At 33.4% G+C, this 20,734-nt stretch carries 21 protein-coding genes; 18 read left to right on the forward strand and 3 right to left on the reverse strand.

Annotated features, from left to right (window positions below):
* Positions 1 to 23 precede the first annotated feature (23 nt).
* A complete protein-coding gene (locus DK508_RS04405; protein WP_109299521.1) occupies positions 24 to 1,130 on the reverse strand; it encodes an adenylate kinase in 1,107 nt (368 codons plus the stop codon).
* 155 nt (positions 1,131 to 1,285) lie between these two features.
* Between DK508_RS04405 and DK508_RS04410 the strand changes: the two genes are divergently transcribed.
* The 3 genes from DK508_RS04410 to DK508_RS04420 all read left to right on the forward strand — a co-directional run bounded on the left by DK508_RS04410 (position 1,286) and on the right by DK508_RS04420 (position 5,562).
* Positions 1,286 to 2,446 (forward strand): 5-(carboxyamino)imidazole ribonucleotide synthase, encoded by a 1,161-nt coding sequence (locus DK508_RS04410; protein WP_109299522.1) that lies wholly within the window; start codon positions 1,286 to 1,288, stop codon positions 2,444 to 2,446.
* 3 nt (positions 2,447 to 2,449) lie between these two features.
* On the forward strand, positions 2,450 to 2,935 hold the full coding sequence (gene purE, locus DK508_RS04415) for a 5-(carboxyamino)imidazole ribonucleotide mutase (protein WP_109299523.1): 486 nt from the start codon (positions 2,450 to 2,452) through the stop codon (positions 2,933 to 2,935).
* Between the two features lie 605 nt (positions 2,936 to 3,540).
* Positions 3,541 to 5,562, forward strand: coding sequence for a M3 family metallopeptidase (locus tag DK508_RS04420; RefSeq protein ID WP_109299524.1), 2,022 nt, complete (start codon positions 3,541 to 3,543; stop codon positions 5,560 to 5,562).
* A 63-nt stretch (positions 5,563 to 5,625) separates the two neighbouring features.
* Here the strand turns inward: DK508_RS04420 and DK508_RS04425 are convergent, their stop codons facing one another.
* On the reverse strand, positions 5,626 to 8,148 hold the full coding sequence (locus tag DK508_RS04425; protein ID WP_109299525.1) for a M20/M25/M40 family metallo-hydrolase: 2,523 nt from the start codon (positions 8,146 to 8,148) through the stop codon (positions 5,626 to 5,628).
* A 164-nt stretch (positions 8,149 to 8,312) separates the two neighbouring features.
* Here DK508_RS04425 and DK508_RS04430 point away from each other — a divergent pair, with 164 nt between their 5' ends.
* The 7 genes from DK508_RS04430 to DK508_RS04460 all read left to right on the forward strand — a co-directional run bounded on the left by DK508_RS04430 (position 8,313) and on the right by DK508_RS04460 (position 11,957).
* A complete protein-coding gene (locus DK508_RS04430) occupies positions 8,313 to 8,816 on the forward strand; it encodes a GbsR/MarR family transcriptional regulator (protein ID WP_109299526.1) in 504 nt (167 codons plus the stop codon).
* Between the two features lie 93 nt (positions 8,817 to 8,909).
* A complete protein-coding gene (locus tag DK508_RS04435) occupies positions 8,910 to 9,353 on the forward strand; it encodes a hypothetical protein (RefSeq protein WP_109299527.1) in 444 nt (147 codons plus the stop codon).
* An 11-nt stretch (positions 9,354 to 9,364) separates the two neighbouring features.
* The gene (locus DK508_RS04440; RefSeq protein ID WP_109299528.1) at positions 9,365 to 10,246 is read left to right on the forward strand and encodes a cyclopropane-fatty-acyl-phospholipid synthase family protein; all 882 of its coding nucleotides are present in this window, start codon (positions 9,365 to 9,367) and stop codon (positions 10,244 to 10,246) included.
* Positions 10,247 to 10,249: 3 nt separating this feature from the next.
* Positions 10,250 to 10,705, forward strand: a complete 456-nt coding sequence (locus tag DK508_RS04445) for an SRPBCC family protein (RefSeq protein WP_109299529.1) — start codon at positions 10,250 to 10,252, stop codon at positions 10,703 to 10,705.
* A 119-nt stretch (positions 10,706 to 10,824) separates the two neighbouring features.
* A complete protein-coding gene (locus tag DK508_RS04450; protein ID WP_109299530.1) occupies positions 10,825 to 11,379 on the forward strand; it encodes a sigma-70 family RNA polymerase sigma factor in 555 nt (184 codons plus the stop codon).
* 5 nt (positions 11,380 to 11,384) lie between these two features.
* Positions 11,385 to 11,639 (forward strand): hypothetical protein, encoded by a 255-nt coding sequence (locus DK508_RS04455; RefSeq protein ID WP_109299597.1) that lies wholly within the window; start codon positions 11,385 to 11,387, stop codon positions 11,637 to 11,639.
* Positions 11,640 to 11,702: 63 nt separating this feature from the next.
* Entirely contained in the window at positions 11,703 to 11,957 is a 255-nt protein-coding gene (locus tag DK508_RS04460) for a hypothetical protein (RefSeq protein WP_109299531.1), read from the forward strand.
* On the opposite strand, the gene DK508_RS04465 is transcribed toward DK508_RS04460, so the two are convergent.
* Positions 11,946 to 12,773, reverse strand: a complete 828-nt coding sequence (locus DK508_RS04465; protein ID WP_109299532.1) for a hypothetical protein — start codon at positions 12,771 to 12,773, stop codon at positions 11,946 to 11,948. The genes DK508_RS04460 and DK508_RS04465 overlap by 12 nt on opposite strands.
* 135 nt (positions 12,774 to 12,908) lie before the next feature.
* Between DK508_RS04465 and gcvP the strand changes: the two genes are divergently transcribed.
* The 8 genes from gcvP (at position 12,909) to DK508_RS04505 (ending at position 20,682) form a co-directional block, all read left to right on the forward strand.
* Positions 12,909 to 15,764 (forward strand): aminomethyl-transferring glycine dehydrogenase, encoded by a 2,856-nt coding sequence (gene gcvP / locus DK508_RS04470; protein WP_109299533.1) that lies wholly within the window; start codon positions 12,909 to 12,911, stop codon positions 15,762 to 15,764.
* 67 nt (positions 15,765 to 15,831) lie between these two features.
* Positions 15,832 to 16,197: a group III truncated hemoglobin gene (locus DK508_RS04475; protein ID WP_109299534.1), complete on the forward strand. Its 366-nt coding sequence runs from the start codon at positions 15,832 to 15,834 to the stop codon at positions 16,195 to 16,197.
* 128 nt (positions 16,198 to 16,325) lie between these two features.
* A complete protein-coding gene (locus DK508_RS04480; RefSeq protein ID WP_109299535.1) occupies positions 16,326 to 17,384 on the forward strand; it encodes a 3-oxoacyl-ACP synthase III family protein in 1,059 nt (352 codons plus the stop codon).
* A gap of 85 nt (positions 17,385 to 17,469) precedes the next feature.
* Positions 17,470 to 18,000, forward strand: coding sequence for a methyltransferase (locus DK508_RS04485; protein WP_109299536.1), 531 nt, complete (start codon positions 17,470 to 17,472; stop codon positions 17,998 to 18,000).
* A gap of 48 nt (positions 18,001 to 18,048) precedes the next feature.
* A complete protein-coding gene (locus tag DK508_RS04490; RefSeq protein ID WP_109299537.1) occupies positions 18,049 to 18,897 on the forward strand; it encodes a glycosyltransferase family 2 protein in 849 nt (282 codons plus the stop codon).
* An 86-nt stretch (positions 18,898 to 18,983) separates the two neighbouring features.
* Positions 18,984 to 19,547, forward strand: coding sequence for a TetR/AcrR family transcriptional regulator (locus DK508_RS04495; protein ID WP_109299538.1), 564 nt, complete (start codon positions 18,984 to 18,986; stop codon positions 19,545 to 19,547).
* 63 nt (positions 19,548 to 19,610) lie between these two features.
* The gene (locus tag DK508_RS04500) at positions 19,611 to 20,357 is read left to right on the forward strand and encodes an SDR family NAD(P)-dependent oxidoreductase (RefSeq protein ID WP_109299539.1); all 747 of its coding nucleotides are present in this window, start codon (positions 19,611 to 19,613) and stop codon (positions 20,355 to 20,357) included.
* 28 nt (positions 20,358 to 20,385) lie between these two features.
* Positions 20,386 to 20,682 (forward strand): carboxymuconolactone decarboxylase family protein, encoded by a 297-nt coding sequence (locus tag DK508_RS04505; RefSeq protein WP_235016284.1) that lies wholly within the window; start codon positions 20,386 to 20,388, stop codon positions 20,680 to 20,682.
* The last annotated feature ends 52 nt before the right edge of the window (positions 20,683 to 20,734 follow it).

A 20,734-nucleotide genomic window follows, 5' to 3' on the forward strand; every position in this document is an offset into this window, starting at 1 on the left:
CTTGCGTTAAACGCAATGAATTATTAAAACTTGTCAATAACTTGACTTAATCTATCTGTAATTTCACCGATAGCACCAACACCATCTACTCCAAAATATTTTTCTTCCTTTTGGTAGTAATTCTTTAAAATAGCTGTTTCATCATAATACACTTTAATACGATTACGAATAACCCCTTCATCAGCATCATCAGGACGCCCAGATGTTTTTCCTCTCTCTAATAATCTTTCGACTAATACCTCATCATCTACCTCCAAAGCTACCATAGCGCTAACTTCTGATCCTTTTGAAGCTAATAAATCTCCTAATGAATCTGCTTGAGCTTCGGTTCTAGGAAATCCATCAAAAATAAACCCTTTCGCTTCTGGATTTTTATCAACTTCTGCATTTAGCATATTAATTGTTACCTCATCAGGAACCAATTGTCCTTTATCTATATAAGACTTCGCCAATGTGCCTAATTCAGTTGCATTCTTTATGTTATATCTAAACACATCTCCTGTAGAAATATGTATTAGATTATATTTTTGTTTTAAAACTTCTGCTTGTGTTCCTTTCCCTGCTCCTGGAGGGCCGAATAACACCAAATTTGTCATGTTGCTTCTTTTTAGTTGATAAACTTCTGTAAGATTTCGACCTAGACCATTGTAATCCAGACCATATCCTACAATAAATCGATTTGGGATTTCTATCCCAAAATAGTCTATATGGATTTGTTTATTATATACCTCTGATTTAAAGAATAACGTAGCTATTTTAATATCAGAACATTCTTTATTTTTTAAGGTTTCATATAACACTTCTATAGTATTACCAGTATCTATAATATCTTCAAGAACAACAATTGTTCGTCCCGACACATCTTCATTCAGACCTATTAATTCATTTACCTGATGTGTTGATTGCGTACCCTGATAAGAAGATAGCTTTATAAAACTTACCTCACAATCGTGATTAAAACGTTTTAATACCTCAGAAAAAAACATAAAGGCACCATTTAATACTCCAATAAATAAGGGGTTTTCATCCTTAAGATCTTGGTTTAATTGTTTGGCGAGGTCATCTATTGCTGCTGTAATCTTAGACTCAGCAATAAACGGAACAAAATGTAAATCATGTAATTTAATCATACTGTTCTTATCCTTTATTCTTTTATGATTTTTAAATTAAAGCGGCAAAGATAGTGATAAATAAAGTTTGGCTGTAGCATTTACTGCGTATTATTGCGGTTATTCCTTTTGAAAAAATTATTTTTGCCTTCTAAGATAAATTTGAAACCCCGATAATGACAAATTTTTTCTCGTCAAAATTTAAGTTAGGAATACTAGGCGGAGGACAATTAGGCAAGATGATGTTATACGAAACAAGAAAGTATGACATACAAACGCATGTTCTAGACCCAAATCCTGATGCTCCATGCAAAATAGCTTGTGATTATTTCCAGCAAGGAAATTTAATGGATTATGATACCGTTTATAATTTTGGAAAAAAAGTCGATGTATTGACTTTTGAAATAGAAACCATTAACATTGCGGCTATTGCCAAATTAGAGCAAGAAGGAAAAAAAGTATTTCCAAGCTCTAAAACATTAAAGAATATACAAAATAAAGGTCAGCAAAAATTATTTTATCAGGAACATAAAATACCTACTGCTGTATTTTTACGATTTTCAAACAAAGCACACCTTACCGAAGGGATCACTAGTAATAAGATTAAACTTCCCTTTGTATGGAAAAGTACACAAGGCGGATATGATGGAAAAGGAGTTTCCGTTGTAAAAACCGGTGCAGATGTCGCAAAATTACCTGATGTTGAGTGTATTGCAGAGGAAATGATTAATTTTAAAAACGAGCTTGCCGTTATAGTTGTCCGTAATCCAAGTGGAGAAATTAAAACATATCCTGTTGTAGAAATGGAGTTTCATCCAGAGGCTAACCAAGTAGAATATGTAATCTGCCCTGCTCGAATTGATAATAAAATAGCCCAAAAAGCTATTAATGTAGCAGAAAAAGTATCAGAAGCTTTTGAACACGTTGGGGTACTAGCCGTAGAGATGTTTCAAACGCAAAATGATCAAATTTTGGTAAACGAAGTAGCACCAAGACCTCATAATAGTGGACATTACAGCATAGAGGCAAGTTACACTAACCAATTTGAGCAGCACATAAGAGCCATTTTAGACCTCCCATTAGGTGAAACTACCAGTATTGTAGCTGGGATTATGGTAAATCTAGTAGGGGCAGAAGGACATACCGGTGATGTAGTTTATAAAAATATAGACGAAATCATGAAAATGAGAGGAGTAACACCTCATATTTATGGTAAAAAACAAACACGACCTTTTAGAAAAATGGGACATGTTACCATCATTAATGAAGATATCGATGAAGCAAGAAAAATAGCCGAAAAGGTAAAAAATACTATAAAAGTAATAAGCAAAGATTAAGTTATGAGCAAGGTGGGAATAATAATGGGTAGTACAAGTGATATGCCCGTCATGGAAAAAGCTGTAGAAGTTTTACAAGGTTTTGATATTGAAATCGAAGTAGATATAGTATCTGCACATCGTACTCCAGAAAAGTTATTCGATTATGCCAAAAATGCCCATACTCGAGGTATAAGTGTTATTATTGCTGGCGCAGGTGGTGCTGCCCATTTACCAGGTATGGTAGCCTCTTTATCTCCTTTACCGGTTATTGGTGTTCCGGTCAAATCAAGAAATTCTATTGATGGATGGGACTCTGTATTATCTATTCTGCAAATGCCAGGTGGTGTTCCCGTAGCAACCGTAGCTTTAGATGGAGCATTAAATGCCGGAATATTAGCAGCCCAAATCATTGGAGCCAATGATACATGTGTGTTGGATAAAATATTGATCTATAAAGAAGGATTAAAGCAAAAAGTAATTGAAGGTGCTAAAAAAGTAAAGAAATAATTTTCAAGAAAACATTCGAATATTTCCTTAAACAAAAAAGAGTCACTTTTCAGTGACTCTTTAAATATTAGGTCTTACAAAAGAATATAACAATATTTATTAACCAACTTAAATATATTACACAAAAAATTCATCGTAAGACCATACTCTTAAAACCTACAACAAAGGTAAAACCTTACTTCGATTACACAATAAAAGTAGCAAAAACTTATTAACAATTTTCGATAAAACGCATTTTTAGCCGCCAAAATACGCGTTAACTATTTTTTAAAACCCGTTTTTGATCGAAAAGACATACAAATTGAAGAAGTTCTGTATGTCTAAAACCTTTTTATTTTGAACAAAAATCAAAAGAGCCACAATAATTGCAGCTCTTTCAATATATTTGGTCTACGCTTAGAAAACAATTATTAACATCCATACCCCTGATACAATAATGTGGTAGTTTTCATAGCAAGACCTTCACTAATAAACCTTATCAAATCTATTAGATTAAGGATTGGTGTGATAAAAAACAGGTTAATTAAAAGCTCTTTTTTCGATAAAAGGCTACTTTTATCGACATAAAGGAGTTTATTACTAAAACAGAAATTATATTTAACATAATGAATAACCCATTATTACAAACATTTGATACTGCTCCATTTTCAGAAATAAAACCTGAACATTTCCTTCCCGCAATTAAAAATGGAATATCACTGGCAAAAAAAGAAATAGATAATATTGTATCAAATTCTGAAAAGGCTACATTTTCTAATACGGTTGAAGCTCTGGATTATACAGGAGAGTTACTAGATAGAGTAACCAGTGCATTTTTTAATTTAAATAGTGCAGAAACAAATGAAGAAATACAAAAAATAGCCCAAGAAGCATCACCTTTACTTTCAGAGTTTAGTAATGACATTGCTCTTAATCAAGAGTTATTTAAAAGAATCGAAACCGTTTACCTTCAAAAAGAAGAGTTAAACTTAAATGCCGAACAAAATACTTTACTTGATAAAAAGTACAAATCATTCTCAAGAAATGGTGCAAACCTTGCCGAAAATCAAAAAAAAGAATTACGAGAGATTGATAAAGAACTTTCTAAGTTAGGATTAAATTTTGGAGAGAACATACTAGCAGAGACTAACTCCTTCGAAATGTTACTCACAAATGAATCAGATTTAGATGGACTTCCTGATGGAGCAAAAGAAGCTGCTAAAGCAATGGCAGAAGCTAAACAGAAAAAAGGATGGTTAATCACTTTAGACTATCCTAGTTATGTACCTTTTATTACTTATGCAAAAAATAGGGAACTTCGCAAAAAACTGGCAATGTCATTTGGATCAAAAGGTTTTCATAATAATGATTATGACAACCAAAGTATTGTTCTAAAAATAGCCAACCTAAGGCATCAACGCGCTAACTTATTAGGATATACCTCCCACGCACATTACGTTTTAGAAGAAAGGATGGCAGAAACTCCAGATAAAGTATTTTCTTTCTTAAATGAAATTTTAAAAAAGGCAAAACCCGCTGCCAAAAGAGAATTTACTCAATTAGAATCTTTTGCCAAAGAATTAGATGGTATTGACCAACTTCAAAAATGGGATGCCGCCTATTACTCTGAAAAATTAAAACAAAAACTTTTTGATCTAGATGATGAAAAACTAAAACCATATTTCAAACTTGAGAATGTTATTGGTGGAGTATTTACTGTTGCTTCTAAATTATTTGGGCTTCAATTTAAGGAAACTAATAAGGTAGATAAATATCACGAAGAAGTTAAAACCTATGAGGTTTCAGATCTAGACGATAATTTTGTAGCTATATTTTATGCAGATTTTCACCCTAGACCGGGCAAACGTAATGGAGCTTGGATGACTTCATACAAATCGCAAATGAAAAAAAGCGATAAAAATATAAGACCTCATGTTTCTATAGTTTGCAATTTCACCAAACCAACACCAAGTAAACCATCTTTACTCACTTTTAACGAAGTTACTACTCTATTTCATGAATTTGGTCATGCATTACATGGTATGCTAGCCAACACAACCTATTCTGGATTATCAGGAACAAGTGTATATTGGGATTTTGTAGAATTACCAAGCCAGGTATTAGAAAACTGGTGTTATGAGAAAGAAGCTTTAGAGCTTTTTGCTAAGCACTATGAAACAGGAGAAGTTATCCCGATGGAGTTGGTAAAAAAAATTAAAGAATCGGCAACTTTTATGGAAGGGATGTCTACGATGCGCCAACTAAGTTTTGGACTGTTGGATATGTCATGGCACTCACAAGATCCAAGTACTATTAATAACGTAAAAGAACATGAGAAAAAAGTATTTGCTGAAACATCCTTATTTCCAGATGTAGCGCAAAACTGTATGAGTACTGCTTTTTCACATATTTTTCAAGGAGGTTATTCTGCTGGGTATTACTCTTACAAATGGGCAGAAGTACTAGATGCAGACGCTTTTGAGTATTTTAAAGAAAATGGGATCTTTAATAAGGATATTGCTGATAAGTTTAAAGAAAATGTCTTATCCAAAGGAGGAACTGAAAATCCAATGATACTGTATAAACGTTTTCGTGGCCAGGAACCAAAACCTGAAGCTTTATTAAAACGTGCTGGATTGATAAAATAATTATTTATAGACAAGAAAAGGTGCTTCAGCTGAAGCACCTTTTTTATTGATCATATAGTAAATCTATTGAATAACAATTTTTTGTGATATCGATTCTTCACCGTCAGTTTCTATCTTGATCAAATACATTCCTGATTTTAAAGATAGTTGTTTGGTAGAAATTCTATTCACTCCGCTCTCTAGCTCAAGCTGTGATATTCTTCTTCCTTGAATGGTATAAAAAGTAACCATTACATCAGTAGTTCCTTTACTTCCTAATTGAATAACAAAACTTTCTTTTGCTGGATTGGGAGTAATCTCTATCGACGATAACACTCCTTCTTTTTCATCACCTAATGTTGGGGTAATAAATCCAAAATCAACATTACCTTTTAACGAATTACCACAAGAGCCTTCATATATTTTAATATTAGAAAAAATAGAGTTGTTTCCGCTTCCAGCATCGTTATCATTAGCAAATATTAATCGATCCATGGTACCTGTATAAAAATCTCCTACGGGTATCACATATCGAGTAGTACCACTTGCATAATTATCATAATTAGTAACACCATAGTTTTGAGTTCCATGAACTTTAAAATACCTATTAGAAGTTAATGTATTATCATTTTCAAAACCAATGGCGTGAATCTCTCCTTGAGAAGTACTACTAAAATCAAACTCTAAAACGGTTGAAGACGTTACTGTATAATTTAACAATACATATTTCCATGTGTTATTTTGTAAAGACAATCCTGCGCCCCCATTTACAACAGATGAATCCCCTGCAGAATCTTGATTAGAGAAAGAAGTAATTGCAAGAGTATCAAAGTCCAAAGTATCACAATTATCTGGTCCTGGATCTACTATTGACCCCCCAACACTTACCTCATCTATAGCGATGTCTCCTTGCCAGCTATTTCCGGTAATAGCATTAAATCGAAGTAGCACAGGAGATGCTGTATACGAAGAAAGATCAATATTAGCGGTATTCCAATTGCTTCCTTGAGCTCCCGATTTCGTAAAGATACTTGTCCAAGTACTACCATTATCTAAACTAGCCTCGACAGATAAGGTACCAATTGCACTTCCTTCCATATGATATTTAAATGCCAAACTAGGTGTAGACACCCCACTAAGATCAAAACAAGGAGAAGTAAGTATTGCTCTTTTATTAGGATACCCAGTACCATTGCCAGAAGCTTCAACATAAATATACGAAGATCCATCTGAAGCACTACTTGGGCCCGTACCATTTGAAGGTGTACCATTAGCATCAATGGTCCAATTTACATCATCATTTGTTGCCTGTGCCCACGCCCCTAGATTTCCTTCAAAACTTTGGTTATATGGAAAAGTAGACACATTTCCTGTACACTCATTAGGAGTTGGTCCTCCAGTTACCCCATTCGAAATTTCAATTAGATATTCCAAAGCCAATTTTGCAAATTTCGCTGCATGTGTAGCGTTGGGCGTTGGTGACCGATCAAAGGTATCTCTTGTAGTATGGATGTTAGGATTATGTTCCCCAAATTTGGCTTCAAACGGAAAAGTAACATCATAACCTTCTTGCGCCCAACTATAGTGATCAGAACAACCGTAGTTACATTGTGACGTACCATATGTAATTCTATGTGTCCCCGAGGCATTATAATAATTCAATAGAGAAATCATAAAATCATTTAAAGTATCATCATTATACGAATCCGTAGAAATAAAAACATCATTAGTAGATCCTTTGTAATTAGTCATATCCAATTGCATATAACTTACTACATTTACGTTACGACTTCGATAATCTTGAGCAATCTCTTTTGAGCCTCTAAGCCCCACTTCTTCCGCTGCAAATCCCATAAATTCAACAGTTCTTTTGGGTTTGAAATTCATAGAAAATAATACTCTTGCTGCTTCGGTTATAGTAGCAATACCCGATGCATTATCATCGGCTCCTGGAGCATTTGAGTTATTTCCTCCTGCAGTCGAATCCATATGTCCTCCAAGAACCACATATTCATCAGGTTTTTCAGTTCCTGTAATAGTCATAATTACAGACGGCATTGCAGTACTGGTATGCTCGACTATTCGAACAGAAACATCACTCCGATTTCCGGCAATACTTTCCCATTTGGTTTTTAAATCCAAAACCGACTGTCTAGCCGCATTCGTGGTATGATATCGTGTACCATAGTTTTCTAACTCCTGAATTTGGTTTGCAATATTGTTATTATTTACCAAATCAAGACTTTGCCTTACCAAAGCATCTTGAGTAATTGAAAAAGTGGCTTTCTGATTCTTTTGAGAGCTCTTATTAATATTTTGCAACGCAGAAATTGCATTTTTTTGAGAACTTTCATAAACGAATCCAGGGCCATGTACCAAAACTTTATGGTGTAATTCTTCGGCTGCTTTGTCACTGAGCATTACTGCACTGTATCCATTTACGGATTTTAAAATTTTGATATCATTTGGATGATTCAACTTGAGCCCTTGAGCATCGTTGGTTTGCATCGTGGCAAAAAACATAGAATCATCCGGTTGTTGCGCGTAGCTATACCTACATAACAGGCATAACAGTACTACTGAAATAATTAAATTTAATTTTTTCATTTTTATGTGAGTTTGTGTTAAACATATAACTTACACAAATTCAATACATAACAAAAATGGCTTCCCCACAAAATAATAACTGTGAACACTTAAAATTATATGTTTCTTGTTTTTTAAACTTTCAATGTTTTTTGAAAGTTTAAAAAATTTCATATATTTGTATTATGAATTACGAAGAAGCAAAAAACAAATTTATTTCTACTTGGGGATCTTTAGGTAGTTTATGGGGTATTAACAAAGCTATGGCTCAAATACATGCTTTATTATTAATATCACCAGAACCACTCTCTATGGAAGATATAATGGAAGAATTACATATTTCTAGAGGTAATGCCAGTATGAATTTACGCCAATTAATGGATTGGGGTATTGTATTTAAAGAGAATAAAATAGGTGAACGTAAAGAATATTTCACTTCAGAAAAAGATGTGCAAGAGTTAGCAAAACAAATTGCCAAAGAAAGAAGCAGAAGAGAATTGCAACCCACTATTAAAATTTTAAATGATGTTTCTAATATTAATGAAGATGGAAGTGATAAGACAAAAGAATTAATCAAACAGACCAAAGCTTTACATGAAATGGCAGAGACCTTGGACATAATGATGAATAAAGTTGTTGGTCAAGGAAACAACTGGATAACCAAAGCATTAGTCAAGCTGGTTAAATAAATTTAAATACTGCAAAATGAGAAGGGACATGATATTCCTTTTTATTTTTGAATTATATTTCAATTTTTTCTGAAACTTTAAAACAAACGAAACATGAAATTAAACATCCCTAATTGGTTAATTATTATAGGAGGAATTGGTCAAATATTCACTGCTCTAATATACCCTTACATACGGCATCAAGTTTTTGATTGGTATAATGATGTTAAACAGTTAAAGCCTCTTAATCAGGAAATAGCAAAAACCTATGGTAGATATATACAAGGACTTAATTTCTCATTCGGGTTAATCGCAATTCTATTAGCTTCAGAGTTAAAATCACAAACTCCTTTGGCTATAGCAATAACAGGGCTTATTGCTGCATATTGGGTAGGAAAAGTTGCAACTCAGATTGCATATTATCCGATGTATGAAATCCCGAAAAAGACAATTTTCAAAATTGGAAGTTATTTTATGAATGGGTTATTTATACTTTTTGCGATAGTTAATACTTTATTACTAATTCACAACTGCTTTGGTTATCAAAATGCTATTTAAAATCTATAAACATGAGCACACTTTCTATATTACATAAACTAAAACTAAAAAAATCTGCTACAAAACGTAACATCATTCAATTTTACGACGAAGCTACAGAAGACTATGAATTCTGGAGTACAGATTTTAATATGCATTTTGGGTACTACATTCCTTTTAAGACCAGTCTTTTTAAAAGAGATACGATGCTCAATCAAATGAATCAACAAATATTTAATAGATTAAAAATACCTAAACAAAACTCATTAGTTGCTGATTTAGGCTGCGGTATTGGCGGTACAATACGATATGGTCTAAGAAAATATCCCTTACTCCATATCATTGGCGTTACATTATCCTCATTTCAAGTTCGTGAAGGAAATAAACGATTACAGCAAACAAATGGTTTAATTTTAGAAGAAAATTATACAAATACTTCATTTCAAAACGATACTATAGATGGAGCATACGCTATTGAAAGTTTTTGTCATTCGGGACACAGTATGCAAGCACTCCGAGAGGCATATAGAATATTAAAACCGTCATCGAGATTAGTCATTGCCGATGCTTTTCTTAAAAAAGATCAAGAACAATTATGCAAGGGGAGTAAATATTGTTACGATCAATTGTGTACAGGGTGGAGTCTTGAAGGTCTCGGAAACATTAACAAAGTAAAAGAGGATTTGACAAAAATAGGTTTCAAGAATATCACTATAGAGGATGTTTCTTATAAAGTAGCTCCTTCTGTTCTTCATGTACCCTGGGCTATTACAGGTTTTATGTTAAAAAAAATATTTAAAAAAGAAGGGATAAAATCACAAAGTTGGAAAAATCTAAAAGGATCATTGTTTGCTTTGCTATCAGGGTTACACATGAAAAGCTTTGGGTATTATATAATCACAGCAGAAAAATAGACAATGACAACTATTCAACTTAAAACAAATATAAAATCACCTATTAAAGATGTTTTTGATTTATCCAGAAACATTGATTTCCATACACATTCTGCAAAAAAAACGAATGAAAACGTTATTGCAGGAAAAGCTTCTGGGTTAATTGAGCTTCATGAAACAGTAACATGGAGAGGAAAGCACTTTGGTGTATATCTTACTCATCAAAGTGCAATTACAGCATTAAAATACCCACACAATTTTACAGACGAAATGATACAAGGGCATTTTAAATCGTTTAAACATCAACATCTATTTCAAGATACCATATCAGGAACACAAATGATTGATATCCTTGAATATGATGTTCCCTTTGGAATATTTGGTAAGGTTTTTAATTATGTATTTCTAAAAAAGCATTTAACCTTATTTCTTATAACAAGAAATAGGGCTATAAAATCACATTTAGAAACCAAAAAATAAGGAGTTAAGTAGTAGATAAGAGCAACAACTTGTTACACAATCGTTAAAGCATCTATAAAAGGATATGCAAGATTCAACTTTTTATCCTATTTTTGGTGAATACAACAATAGAAACGATAATGTCAACAAACACCATAGACCCCACTTCATGGGTTGATAAATACAGTGATTACCTTTTTAATTATACTATTGTAAGAGTTGATAATAAAGAAATCGCACAGGATCTTGTGCAAGAAACTTTCTTTGCAGGTCTCAAATCAATGAAAAATTTTAAAGGTGAAGCCAGTGAGCGTACCTGGTTAATTTCTATTCTGAAAAGAAAAATCATTGATCACTATCGAAAAATTAATAGTAATAAAGGTAAAGCTGAAGTTAGAATAAATTATTCGAGTGATTCTGAAACGGAAGGTGACTGGTTAGAAGAAAGAGTTGCTGACCCTTTTGATCGTACAGCAGAGAGTGACATTGAAAACACAGAGCTTGGATTAGCAATACATAATTGCATGGGTAAACTACCCGAAAAACAAGCGTTGATTTTTAAAATGAAAACTATACAAGGTTTCGATACTGAAGCCATTTGTAATGAATTTGATATTACTGCGTCTAACCTATGGGTTATTATCCATAGAGCACGAACAGCTATGGCTGAGTGTTTAGAAAAAAATTGGTTTTAAGAAAAATGAGTAAGGAAAATAAAATATTTGTTAGTTGTTCTGATGCTAATCACTTTTGTGATAAGAATCAGTATAAAGAAGCTTCATTTTGGGAAAAAGTGAAGTTGAATATTCATCTTATATATTGTAAGGCTTGTAGAAAATATTCGGCTAATAACAATAAACTAACTAAACTGGTTAAGAACCCTAAAGTTATTAGTATTAATGAATATGAAAAGAATGCTATGAAAGAACGACTAAAACAAAAAATGAATGAATAGACAATCTTAAAAAGATTAAGATTATACCCCAAAAACATTAAAAAAGAGTACGCTATAATTGTAATGAAAACTAGGAATAACTTATTGGTATCCTGTGATGAAGCAAAACATATCTGTGATAAAAATCAGTATGGAGAAGCTTCGATTGCAGAGATTTTAAAATTAAACATTCGTTTATTGTATTGTAAGGTGACTCGAGCCTATTCGAAAAGAAATGGCAAACTTACTAAGGCAATAAAAAATTCTGATGTCCAAACCATTAACCCTTCTATAAAGGAACAAATGAAAAGGCAACTTCAAGAAGAATTAACTAAATAACTGTTGTAATATAATTAATATGGCGAGCCACATAAATGGCACGCTCTCTACCCAAAAAGAACAGTAATACTCAGATTGTCTTCGATCGGTACCCCATAGAAACAAAAGACTAAGTGTTGTAATCAAAATTGTACTTAAAATCTCAACAGACGATAAATCATCTTTAATCGCGGTTAACAACAAAAACAAAACAAGTAGAGCACTTCCAAAAACTTTTGTTCGCGTAACTCCAATCATTTGAGGTACTGTTTCCAGTTCTTCATTATCATATTCAAGGTCTCTTATTTCAAAAGGTAACATGATCACCACTATAAATAAAAATCGCTGAATCATCTCTATTAAAAAATCAAAATTAAGATCACCTTCTATATATATTACAGGAACCAAAACAGTAATACCTGCCCAAACTAATCCAATAATAAAAATTTTAATCCCCGCTATGCTTCTTAAATTCCTTTTTTTAGGAAAAACAGGTACTGCATAAAGTACAGTTAATGCAATAAATGGAGCCATATAAAGTAATGTATCATAAGGCATTAAATAAGCAAAATACAAGAACAGTATAAGTGAAATCCCCGTTAACACCTGTATACCCTTCATAGAGCGTGTTAATCGCCTATGATATAACTTAGAAACTTTAGAGTATTTAACAAAGTTATAGGCAGCTATAGAACCCAAAAAACAAAAAGCAAGGAAAGTATATTTTTCGTTAACTCCGAACTTAATAAATGTCACTTGTACTAATGCGCAGATTGCCAAAGCCACATGAATGCTACTATTAATATAAAATTTAAATATACTTTTTAAAGTTTCCACACTACTAATTTAGGGTTATCTGTTAATAACACCCGAAATTGGTTAAAAACTTACTATAGTAGGGTTAATTAATTGTGAAATTTTTACCAATTAAATATGTACTTTTGCCGTCTAAATCTCAACTGTTTTTCAAAAATGAAAACTGACTCTTTTAAATTGCGTCATATTGGTCCTTCGACAAAGGACTTAAACAGCATGTTAAGCACTATTAAATCGGATTCTATAGATCAACTAATCTATGAGACCGTACCAGATGATATTCTTCTAAAAAAACCATTAAACTTGGCACCAGCAATGAGTGAACAAGAATATTCTGGTCATATGCAGAAGCTATCTTCAAAAAATAAAGTTTTTAAATCTTATATAGGTTTAGGATATCATGAGGCCTGCTTACCAGCTGTTATACAACGTAACATTCTGGAAAACCCAGGTTGGTATACCGCCTATACTCCATATCAGGCAGAAATTGCTCAAGGAAGATTAGAAGCATTATTGAATTATCAAACAATGGTTTGTGATCTTACCGGTATGGAACTCGCAAATGCTTCTTTATTAGATGAAAGTACTGCGGTTGCTGAGTCTATGACTATGTTATTTGCCGTACGTTCTAGAGATCAAAAGAAGAATGGAGTACGTAAATTTTTCGTTTCGGAAGAAATCTTACCACAGACACTTTCATTACTTAAAACACGTGCAATACCTCTTGAGATAGAATTAGTAATCGGAGATCATCAGCAATTTGAATTCTCTACTGATTTTTATGGGGCAATTTTACAATATCCTGGGAAATCTGGCCAAGTTTATGATTATGCAACCTTTGTAGAAAAAGCACATCACGCCGATATTAAAGTGGCAGTAGCTGCTGATATTCTAAGCTTAGTCTCTCTAAAATCACCCGGAAGTTTTGGAGCAGATGTAGTAGTTGGTACTACCCAACGATTTGGGATTCCTTTAGGATATGGTGGTCCTCACGCTGCATATTTTGCAACAAGAGAAGAGTTTAAAAGAAATATTCCTGGTAGAATTATTGGTGTTACGCAAGATACAGATGGTAATCGAGCTCTGCGTATGGCATTACAAACCAGAGAACAACATATTAAACGTGACAAAGCCACTTCAAATATTTGTACGGCTCAAGTGCTTCTAGCAGTAATGGCCGGAATGTATGCTGTATATCATGGACCAGAAGGGCTGCAATATATAGCTCAAAAAGTAAATAGTTCGGCAGTAACCCTAAGCACGACACTAGAAAAACTAGGTTACAAACAACTTAACACTTCGTTTTTTGATACTATTCGTATTAATGCCAATGCTCAAGAAGTAAAAATCGTTGCTGAAAATCAAGAAGTTAATTTCTATTATCTAGATAATGAAACGATTTCAATTTCTTTAAATGAGGCTACAACACTTGAAGATCTTAATGCCATACTTTCAATTTTTGCCAAAGTAGCAGGAAAAGATACTATCAAACTTGATACTATTGATAATACAAATAGTATTGATCAAAAAGTAAAGCGTACTACAGAGTTTTTAACAAACGAAGTATTCAATACGTATCACTCAGAAACTGAGTTAATGCGTTATATTAAAAAATTAGAACGTAAAGATCTTTCTTTAAATCATTCTATGATTCCGCTTGGATCTTGTACTATGAAACTCAATGCAGCTTCAGAAATGTTGCCTCTTAGTGATCCTCAATGGGGTAATATCCATCCTTTTGTGCCTATAGAACAAGCTCAAGGATATCAAGAAGCACTTAAAAAACTAGAAGATCAGCTTACAGAAATCACTGGTTTTGCAGCAACATCTTTGCAACCAAACTCTGGAGCACAAGGAGAATTTGCAGGTCTTATGGTAATAAGAGCGTATCATGAATCTAGAGGAGATCAACATAGAAATATTTGTTTGATTCCATCATCGGCGCATGGTACTAACCCTGCATCTGCTGTTATGGCTGGGATGAAAGTAGTTGTAACTAAATCTACCGAAGAAGGCAATATCGATGTCGATGATTTACGAGAAAAAGCACTTAAATATAAAGATAATCTAGCAGCACTAATGGTTACGTATCCTTCTACTCATGGGGTATACGAATCAGCCATTAAGGAAATCACAAAGATTATTCATGACAATGGCGGTCAAGTATATATGGATGGGGCCAATATGAATGCTCAAGTTGGCTTGACTAACCCAGGGGTAATTGGTGCCGATGTTTGCCACCTTAATTTACATAAAACATTTGCTATACCTCATGGTGGTGGTGGCCCTGGAGTGGGACCTATATGCGTAGCAAAACAATTGGTTCCTTTTTTACCAGGAAATCCAATAATCCAGACCGGAGGAGATCATGCTATTACCGCAATTTCTGCAGCTCCTTGGGGATCTTCATTGGCGTGTTTAATATCCTACGGATATATTTCTATGCTCGGTGCAGATGGTTTAAAAGAATCCACAGAAAGTGCGATTCTTAATGCCAATTATATTAAAGAACGACTAGATGGTCATTACAGTGTATTATACACTGGAGAAAGAGGAAGAGCAGCTCATGAAATGATTATAGACTGTAGACCTTTTAAAGCTAATGGTATAGAGGTTACAGATATTGCAAAAAGATTAATGGATTATGGTTTTCATGCTCCAACAGTTTCTTTTCCTGTGGCTGGGACTATAATGATAGAACCTACAGAAAGTGAAAGTAAAGCAGAATTAGATCGTTTTTGCGATGCATTATTATCTATACGCCAAGAAATTGCCGAAGCTAATATTGACAACCCTAACAATGTAATGAAAAATGCTCCTCACACTTTAGCCATGCTTACAGGAGATAGTTGGGACTTTCCTTACTCTAGAGAACAAGCAGCATATCCTTTATCTTATATTGCAGAAAATAAATTTTGGCCTTCAGTTCGTAGGGTTGATGATGCATATGGAGATAGAAACTTGATTTGCACCTGTGCTCCTATTGAAGAATATATGGAAGCTGAAGCATAATCATATTGAATTAAAAATAAAAAAGAGGCGACTACAAAATCGCCTCTTTTTTTAAAACAAATATCAAATGAAAGACATCACTTCTAGAAAAGATATAGAATTTTTAATGAGATCTTTTTATAGTGATGCATTTTCTAACCCTATTATTGGTGATTTTTTTACAAAAATTGCTAAGATAAATCTTGAAGAACATCTCCCACACATTATAGATTTTTGGGAACAACAATTATTTAGAAAAGGAAATTATCAAAAGAATGTCCTTAAAATCCATGAAAATTTAAGCCATCAAAAAGGGTTAGAAAATATTCATTTTGAAACATGGTTATCTCTTTTTAATACTACCGTTGATCAAAATTTTAAAGGGCAAAAGGCAGATCTCATCAAAACTAGAGCATTATCTATAGCTACAGTAATGAGGATTAAAATCAATTAGTTTTCTAAGCTATTTTTGCATGAAATTACTCGCAAAAAGTATGGGTAGGCATTGTAATTATATTATGCATGCATAATATAGATATGCATGAAGGTATATCTTACCCTAATAACCCATAATCAAATACGATGAATATCAAGATAACTGGCACGGGAAGCTATATCCCAACTGAGATTGAGAAAAATGAGGATTTTGTTCATCATCAATTTTTTAATGGAAATGGAACACAAATAGAACATCCCTCTACCATTATTATTGACAAATTCAAAAAAATTACGGGTATTGAAGAGCGTAGATATGCCACTAACCAACAAAACGCTTCGGACTTAGCTTTTCTTGCAGCAAAAAAAGCCATCAAAAATGCTAAAATTGATCCTGAAACGCTTGATTACATTATTATTGCTCATAACTTTGGAGATGTAGACAAAAACTCCTGTCAGGCTGATACGGTACCTAGTCTTGCTGCGAGGGTAAAACACAAATTAAAAATACAAAATCCATATTGTGTAGCATATGATGTATTGTTTGGTTGTCCTGGTTGGATAGAAGGAGTTATCCAAGCACATTCGTTCATTAAAAGTGATATGGCCAAAAAATGTCTGATTATAGGAGCAGAAACATTATCACGGGTTATTGATCAACATGATAGAGATTCTATGATATACTCTGATGGAGCTGGTGCTACAATTTTGGAAACGACAGAAGATCCTGGTGGGATTATTTCAAGTATAAGCGCTTCATACACTCTAGAGGAAAGTAATTTCTTATTTTTCGGAAAAACCTATAACAATGCACTTAAGAATAATCATAAATACATTAAGATGCATGGCAGGAAAATATATGAATTTGCTCTTAACCATGTACCACTTGCTATGAAAGCGTGTTTAGACAAAACCAACATCGATATCAAAGATGTAAAAAAGATTCTGATACATCAAGCTAATGAAAAAATGGACGAAGCTATTGTAAAACGCTTCTATCACCTATTTGAACATCAAGTCCCAGAAAACATCATGCCTATGAGTATTCAAAAATTAGGTAATAGCAGTGTTGCGACTATCCCAACGCTATATGATCTTATTCTCAATGGAGAAATCGAGGATCAATCTATCCATAAAGGAGATATATTGTTGTTTGCAAGTGTTGGCGCGGGTATGAATATCAATGCTTTTCTATATCAACATTAATTACTAAATAAAAAATCTCTAAACTCAAGCTACGGTAGTCTCTGTAATTGTCTATTTTTACCATTTACAATAACCTATCATCATTATGTACGAAGGAACTTTTCCTCATAAGCGCTATCAAAAAACTTTAGAATTTCTTAGAAACAGCATTCCTACCCCTTCCAATATTCTTGATTTAGGAGTGAGAAACCCTTTCGTAGAATTCATGGAAAAAGATGGCCATACTGTATCTAATACTACCGGAGAAGATCTTGATATCAATACCGAAGCAGTAAAGACCGAAGATATAGATGTTGTAACTGCTTTTGAAATTTTCGAACATCTAATAGCTCCTTTTAATGTTTTAAAAGATGTTAAAGCTAATAAGTTAGTAGCTTCGATACCACTAAAACTGTGGTTCTCTCCTGCATATCGTAGTAAAACAGATCCTTGGGATCGGCACTATCACGAATTTGAAGATTGGCAATTTGATTGGCTACTAGAAAAAGCGGGCTGGAAGATAAAAGCAAGAGATAAATGGACTCATCCAGTAAAAAAAATAGGATTAAGGCCATTACTTCGACTTTTCACTCCAAGATATTATATAGTATATGCCGAGCGAGTTAAAAGCGTCTAATTTGTTTTTTTAACTTTATCCTAGAAACTATAACTTTGAATTTAACTTTTGAATATATATATAGTCATAGCCGCTCATAACGAAGAACGTTTTATCGCTAAAACTCTAACGTCTTTAGCCTCTCAAACCTTACTTCCAAAAAAAATCATTGTTGTAAATGACAATTCTACAGATGACACAGAAAATATCGTAACTAAATTTTGTAGTGAATTTGATTTCATATCACAAGTAAAAACAAATTCTTCAAAAGACCATATGCCGGGTAGTAAGGTAATACGTGCCTTCTCCAAAGGGTTATCGGTTCTCGATAGTGAATTTGATATTATATGCAAATTTGATGCTGATCTTATCTTTCCTTCAAATTATTTAGAAAAAATTGTTTACCATTTTAATGAAAATCCAAATGTAGGAATGACCGGAGGGTTTTGTTATATCGAAAAAAATCAAGACTGGATCCTAGAGAACTTAACCAATAAAGATCATATTCGAGGTGCATTAAAAGCATATCGAAAAGCTTGTTTTTTGGATATTAATGGTCTAAAACCAGCAATGGGATGGGATACAGTAGATGAGCTATTGGCCCAATATCATAATTGGGAGATAAAAACAGATACTTCACTGCATGTAAAACATCTTAAACCCACTGGCCAAAAATATAATGTAAAGGCAAGATATAAGCAAGGAGAAGCTTTTTATAGAATGAGGTATGGTTTTTTCATTACACTTATAGCATCATTTAAATTGGCGCTTCTTAAAAAACGCCCAATGCTTATTATGGATTATTTAAAAGGTTTTTTTAAAGCCAAAAGAGAGAGGACACCCTTTCTTGTTTCTAAATCGGAAGGTGAATTCATAAGAAAACTTCGAATAAAGAACATAAAAAACAAAATACTATAGATTGATTATCAAATATTTAACTATACATTGCCATTTAAAAATAGACAAGTCTGTCTACTTTTAAATATTTTATCTATATTTGCATTATGAAACGCTCTCAAGTAAGGCAACATATTATCGAAACGGCTTCGGATTTATTCTATCGACAAGGATATAATCTTACAGGGATTAATGAAATTATAAAAGAGGCAGCAATTGCAAAAGCCACTTTATATAATCACTTTGCCTCCAAAGAGGATATTTGTTTAGCGTATCTTCAACACCGAAATAGTGTATTCACAAAAGATATACATGATTTTGTTAACCAGGCCAAAGAAGGAAAAAAGCAATTATATGCTTTGTTCGATTTTCTTAAAGAATTCTTTAGTCAAAAAGATTTTAATGGTTGCTGGTGCCTAAACACTGTTGCGGAACTCCCTCATGACAACGAAAAAATCAAAAAAGAAATTCAAAAGCAAAAAGAAGAATTTATTCGTTTCATTAAGGGGTTAATCGAAAAAAACTATGATCAGCAATCTGATCAAAAAAATGATATTCTTGCAAGACAGATCTATTTATTATATGAAAGTTCTATTTCTGAAAGCAAGTTACACGAAAACTCATGGCCTATTGAAGCCGGATTATCTCTGTGTAAAACAATAATACATTAATTTTTTTATCAATTAATAGACAGACTTGTCTGTTCATTTTATTAACATTTAAATATATTCAAAATGACTCAATTTAAAAACAAAACAGCCTTAGTAATTGGCGGAACAAGCGGAATCGGTAGAGCAACCGTAGAAACATTAATTGAAGGAGGAGCTACAGTTCATGTAGTTGGTAGAAATGTCTCCAAAATTTCTGATGCAAGCCAGGTCGTTAAACACCAAGTGGATATTACCAATACTGGTAGTGTAAACAATCTTATAAACGAAATTTCAAATTTAGATCGTTTAGATTATTTGGTAAATGCTTCTGGTATTTTTGGTCCCAAAGCATTCTTAGACCATACTGTAGAAGATTATGATTCTTATCAAGATCTTAACAGAGGATTCTTTTTTATTACTCAGGCTGCCGCCAAAAAAATGAAAGAAAATAATAGTGGATCTATTGTAAACGTAGGTTCTATGTGGGCAAAACAAGCCGTAAAAGCAACTCCCTCTTCTGCCTATTCTATGCAAAAAGCAGGTTTACATTCTCTTACACAGCATTTGGCAATGGAATTAGCTGATCACGGTATTAGAGTAAACGCAGTATCTCCTGCAGTAGTAGAAACGCCTGTGTATGACAGCGTTTTTGGTAGTGCTGAAGAAGCAAAGAAAGCATTAGTTGGATTTAACAACTTTCACCCAATAGGAAGAAACGGGACTCCAACAGATATAGCAGATAGTATTACTTTTTTACTTTCTGACAAAGCTTCTTGGGTAACAGGAGCTATATGGGATACCGACGGTGGAGTAACTGCTGGTAGAAACTAATCAAAAAAAGATACTGATTATGTATGACATGAATAACCTAAAACAGTTAGGTGCACTCGGTAAAAATGCAGAAAAGGCGATGAAAGCGTTTCAGGCATTTGATAGTATTGCTTTAGAAGAAGGAGCAATTCCCGTAAAGTATAAAGAACTGATGGCGGTTGCTGTGGCATTGACCACACAATGCCCTTATTGTCTCGAAATACACAAAAAAAATGCTATCACGGCAGGAGCTACCCAAGAGGAGTTAGCCGAAACAACATTTATTGCAGCTGCTTTACGTGCAGGAGCAGCCGTTGTTCATGGTACTCACTTAATGGAAAAATAAAATTTATGCATTTATAAAAAGTAATTAGTAAAGCTTCGATTAATTGGAGCTT

Source organism: Aquimarina sp. AU474, assembly GCF_900312815.1.
Classification (GTDB): domain Bacteria; phylum Bacteroidota; class Bacteroidia; order Flavobacteriales; family Flavobacteriaceae; genus Aquimarina.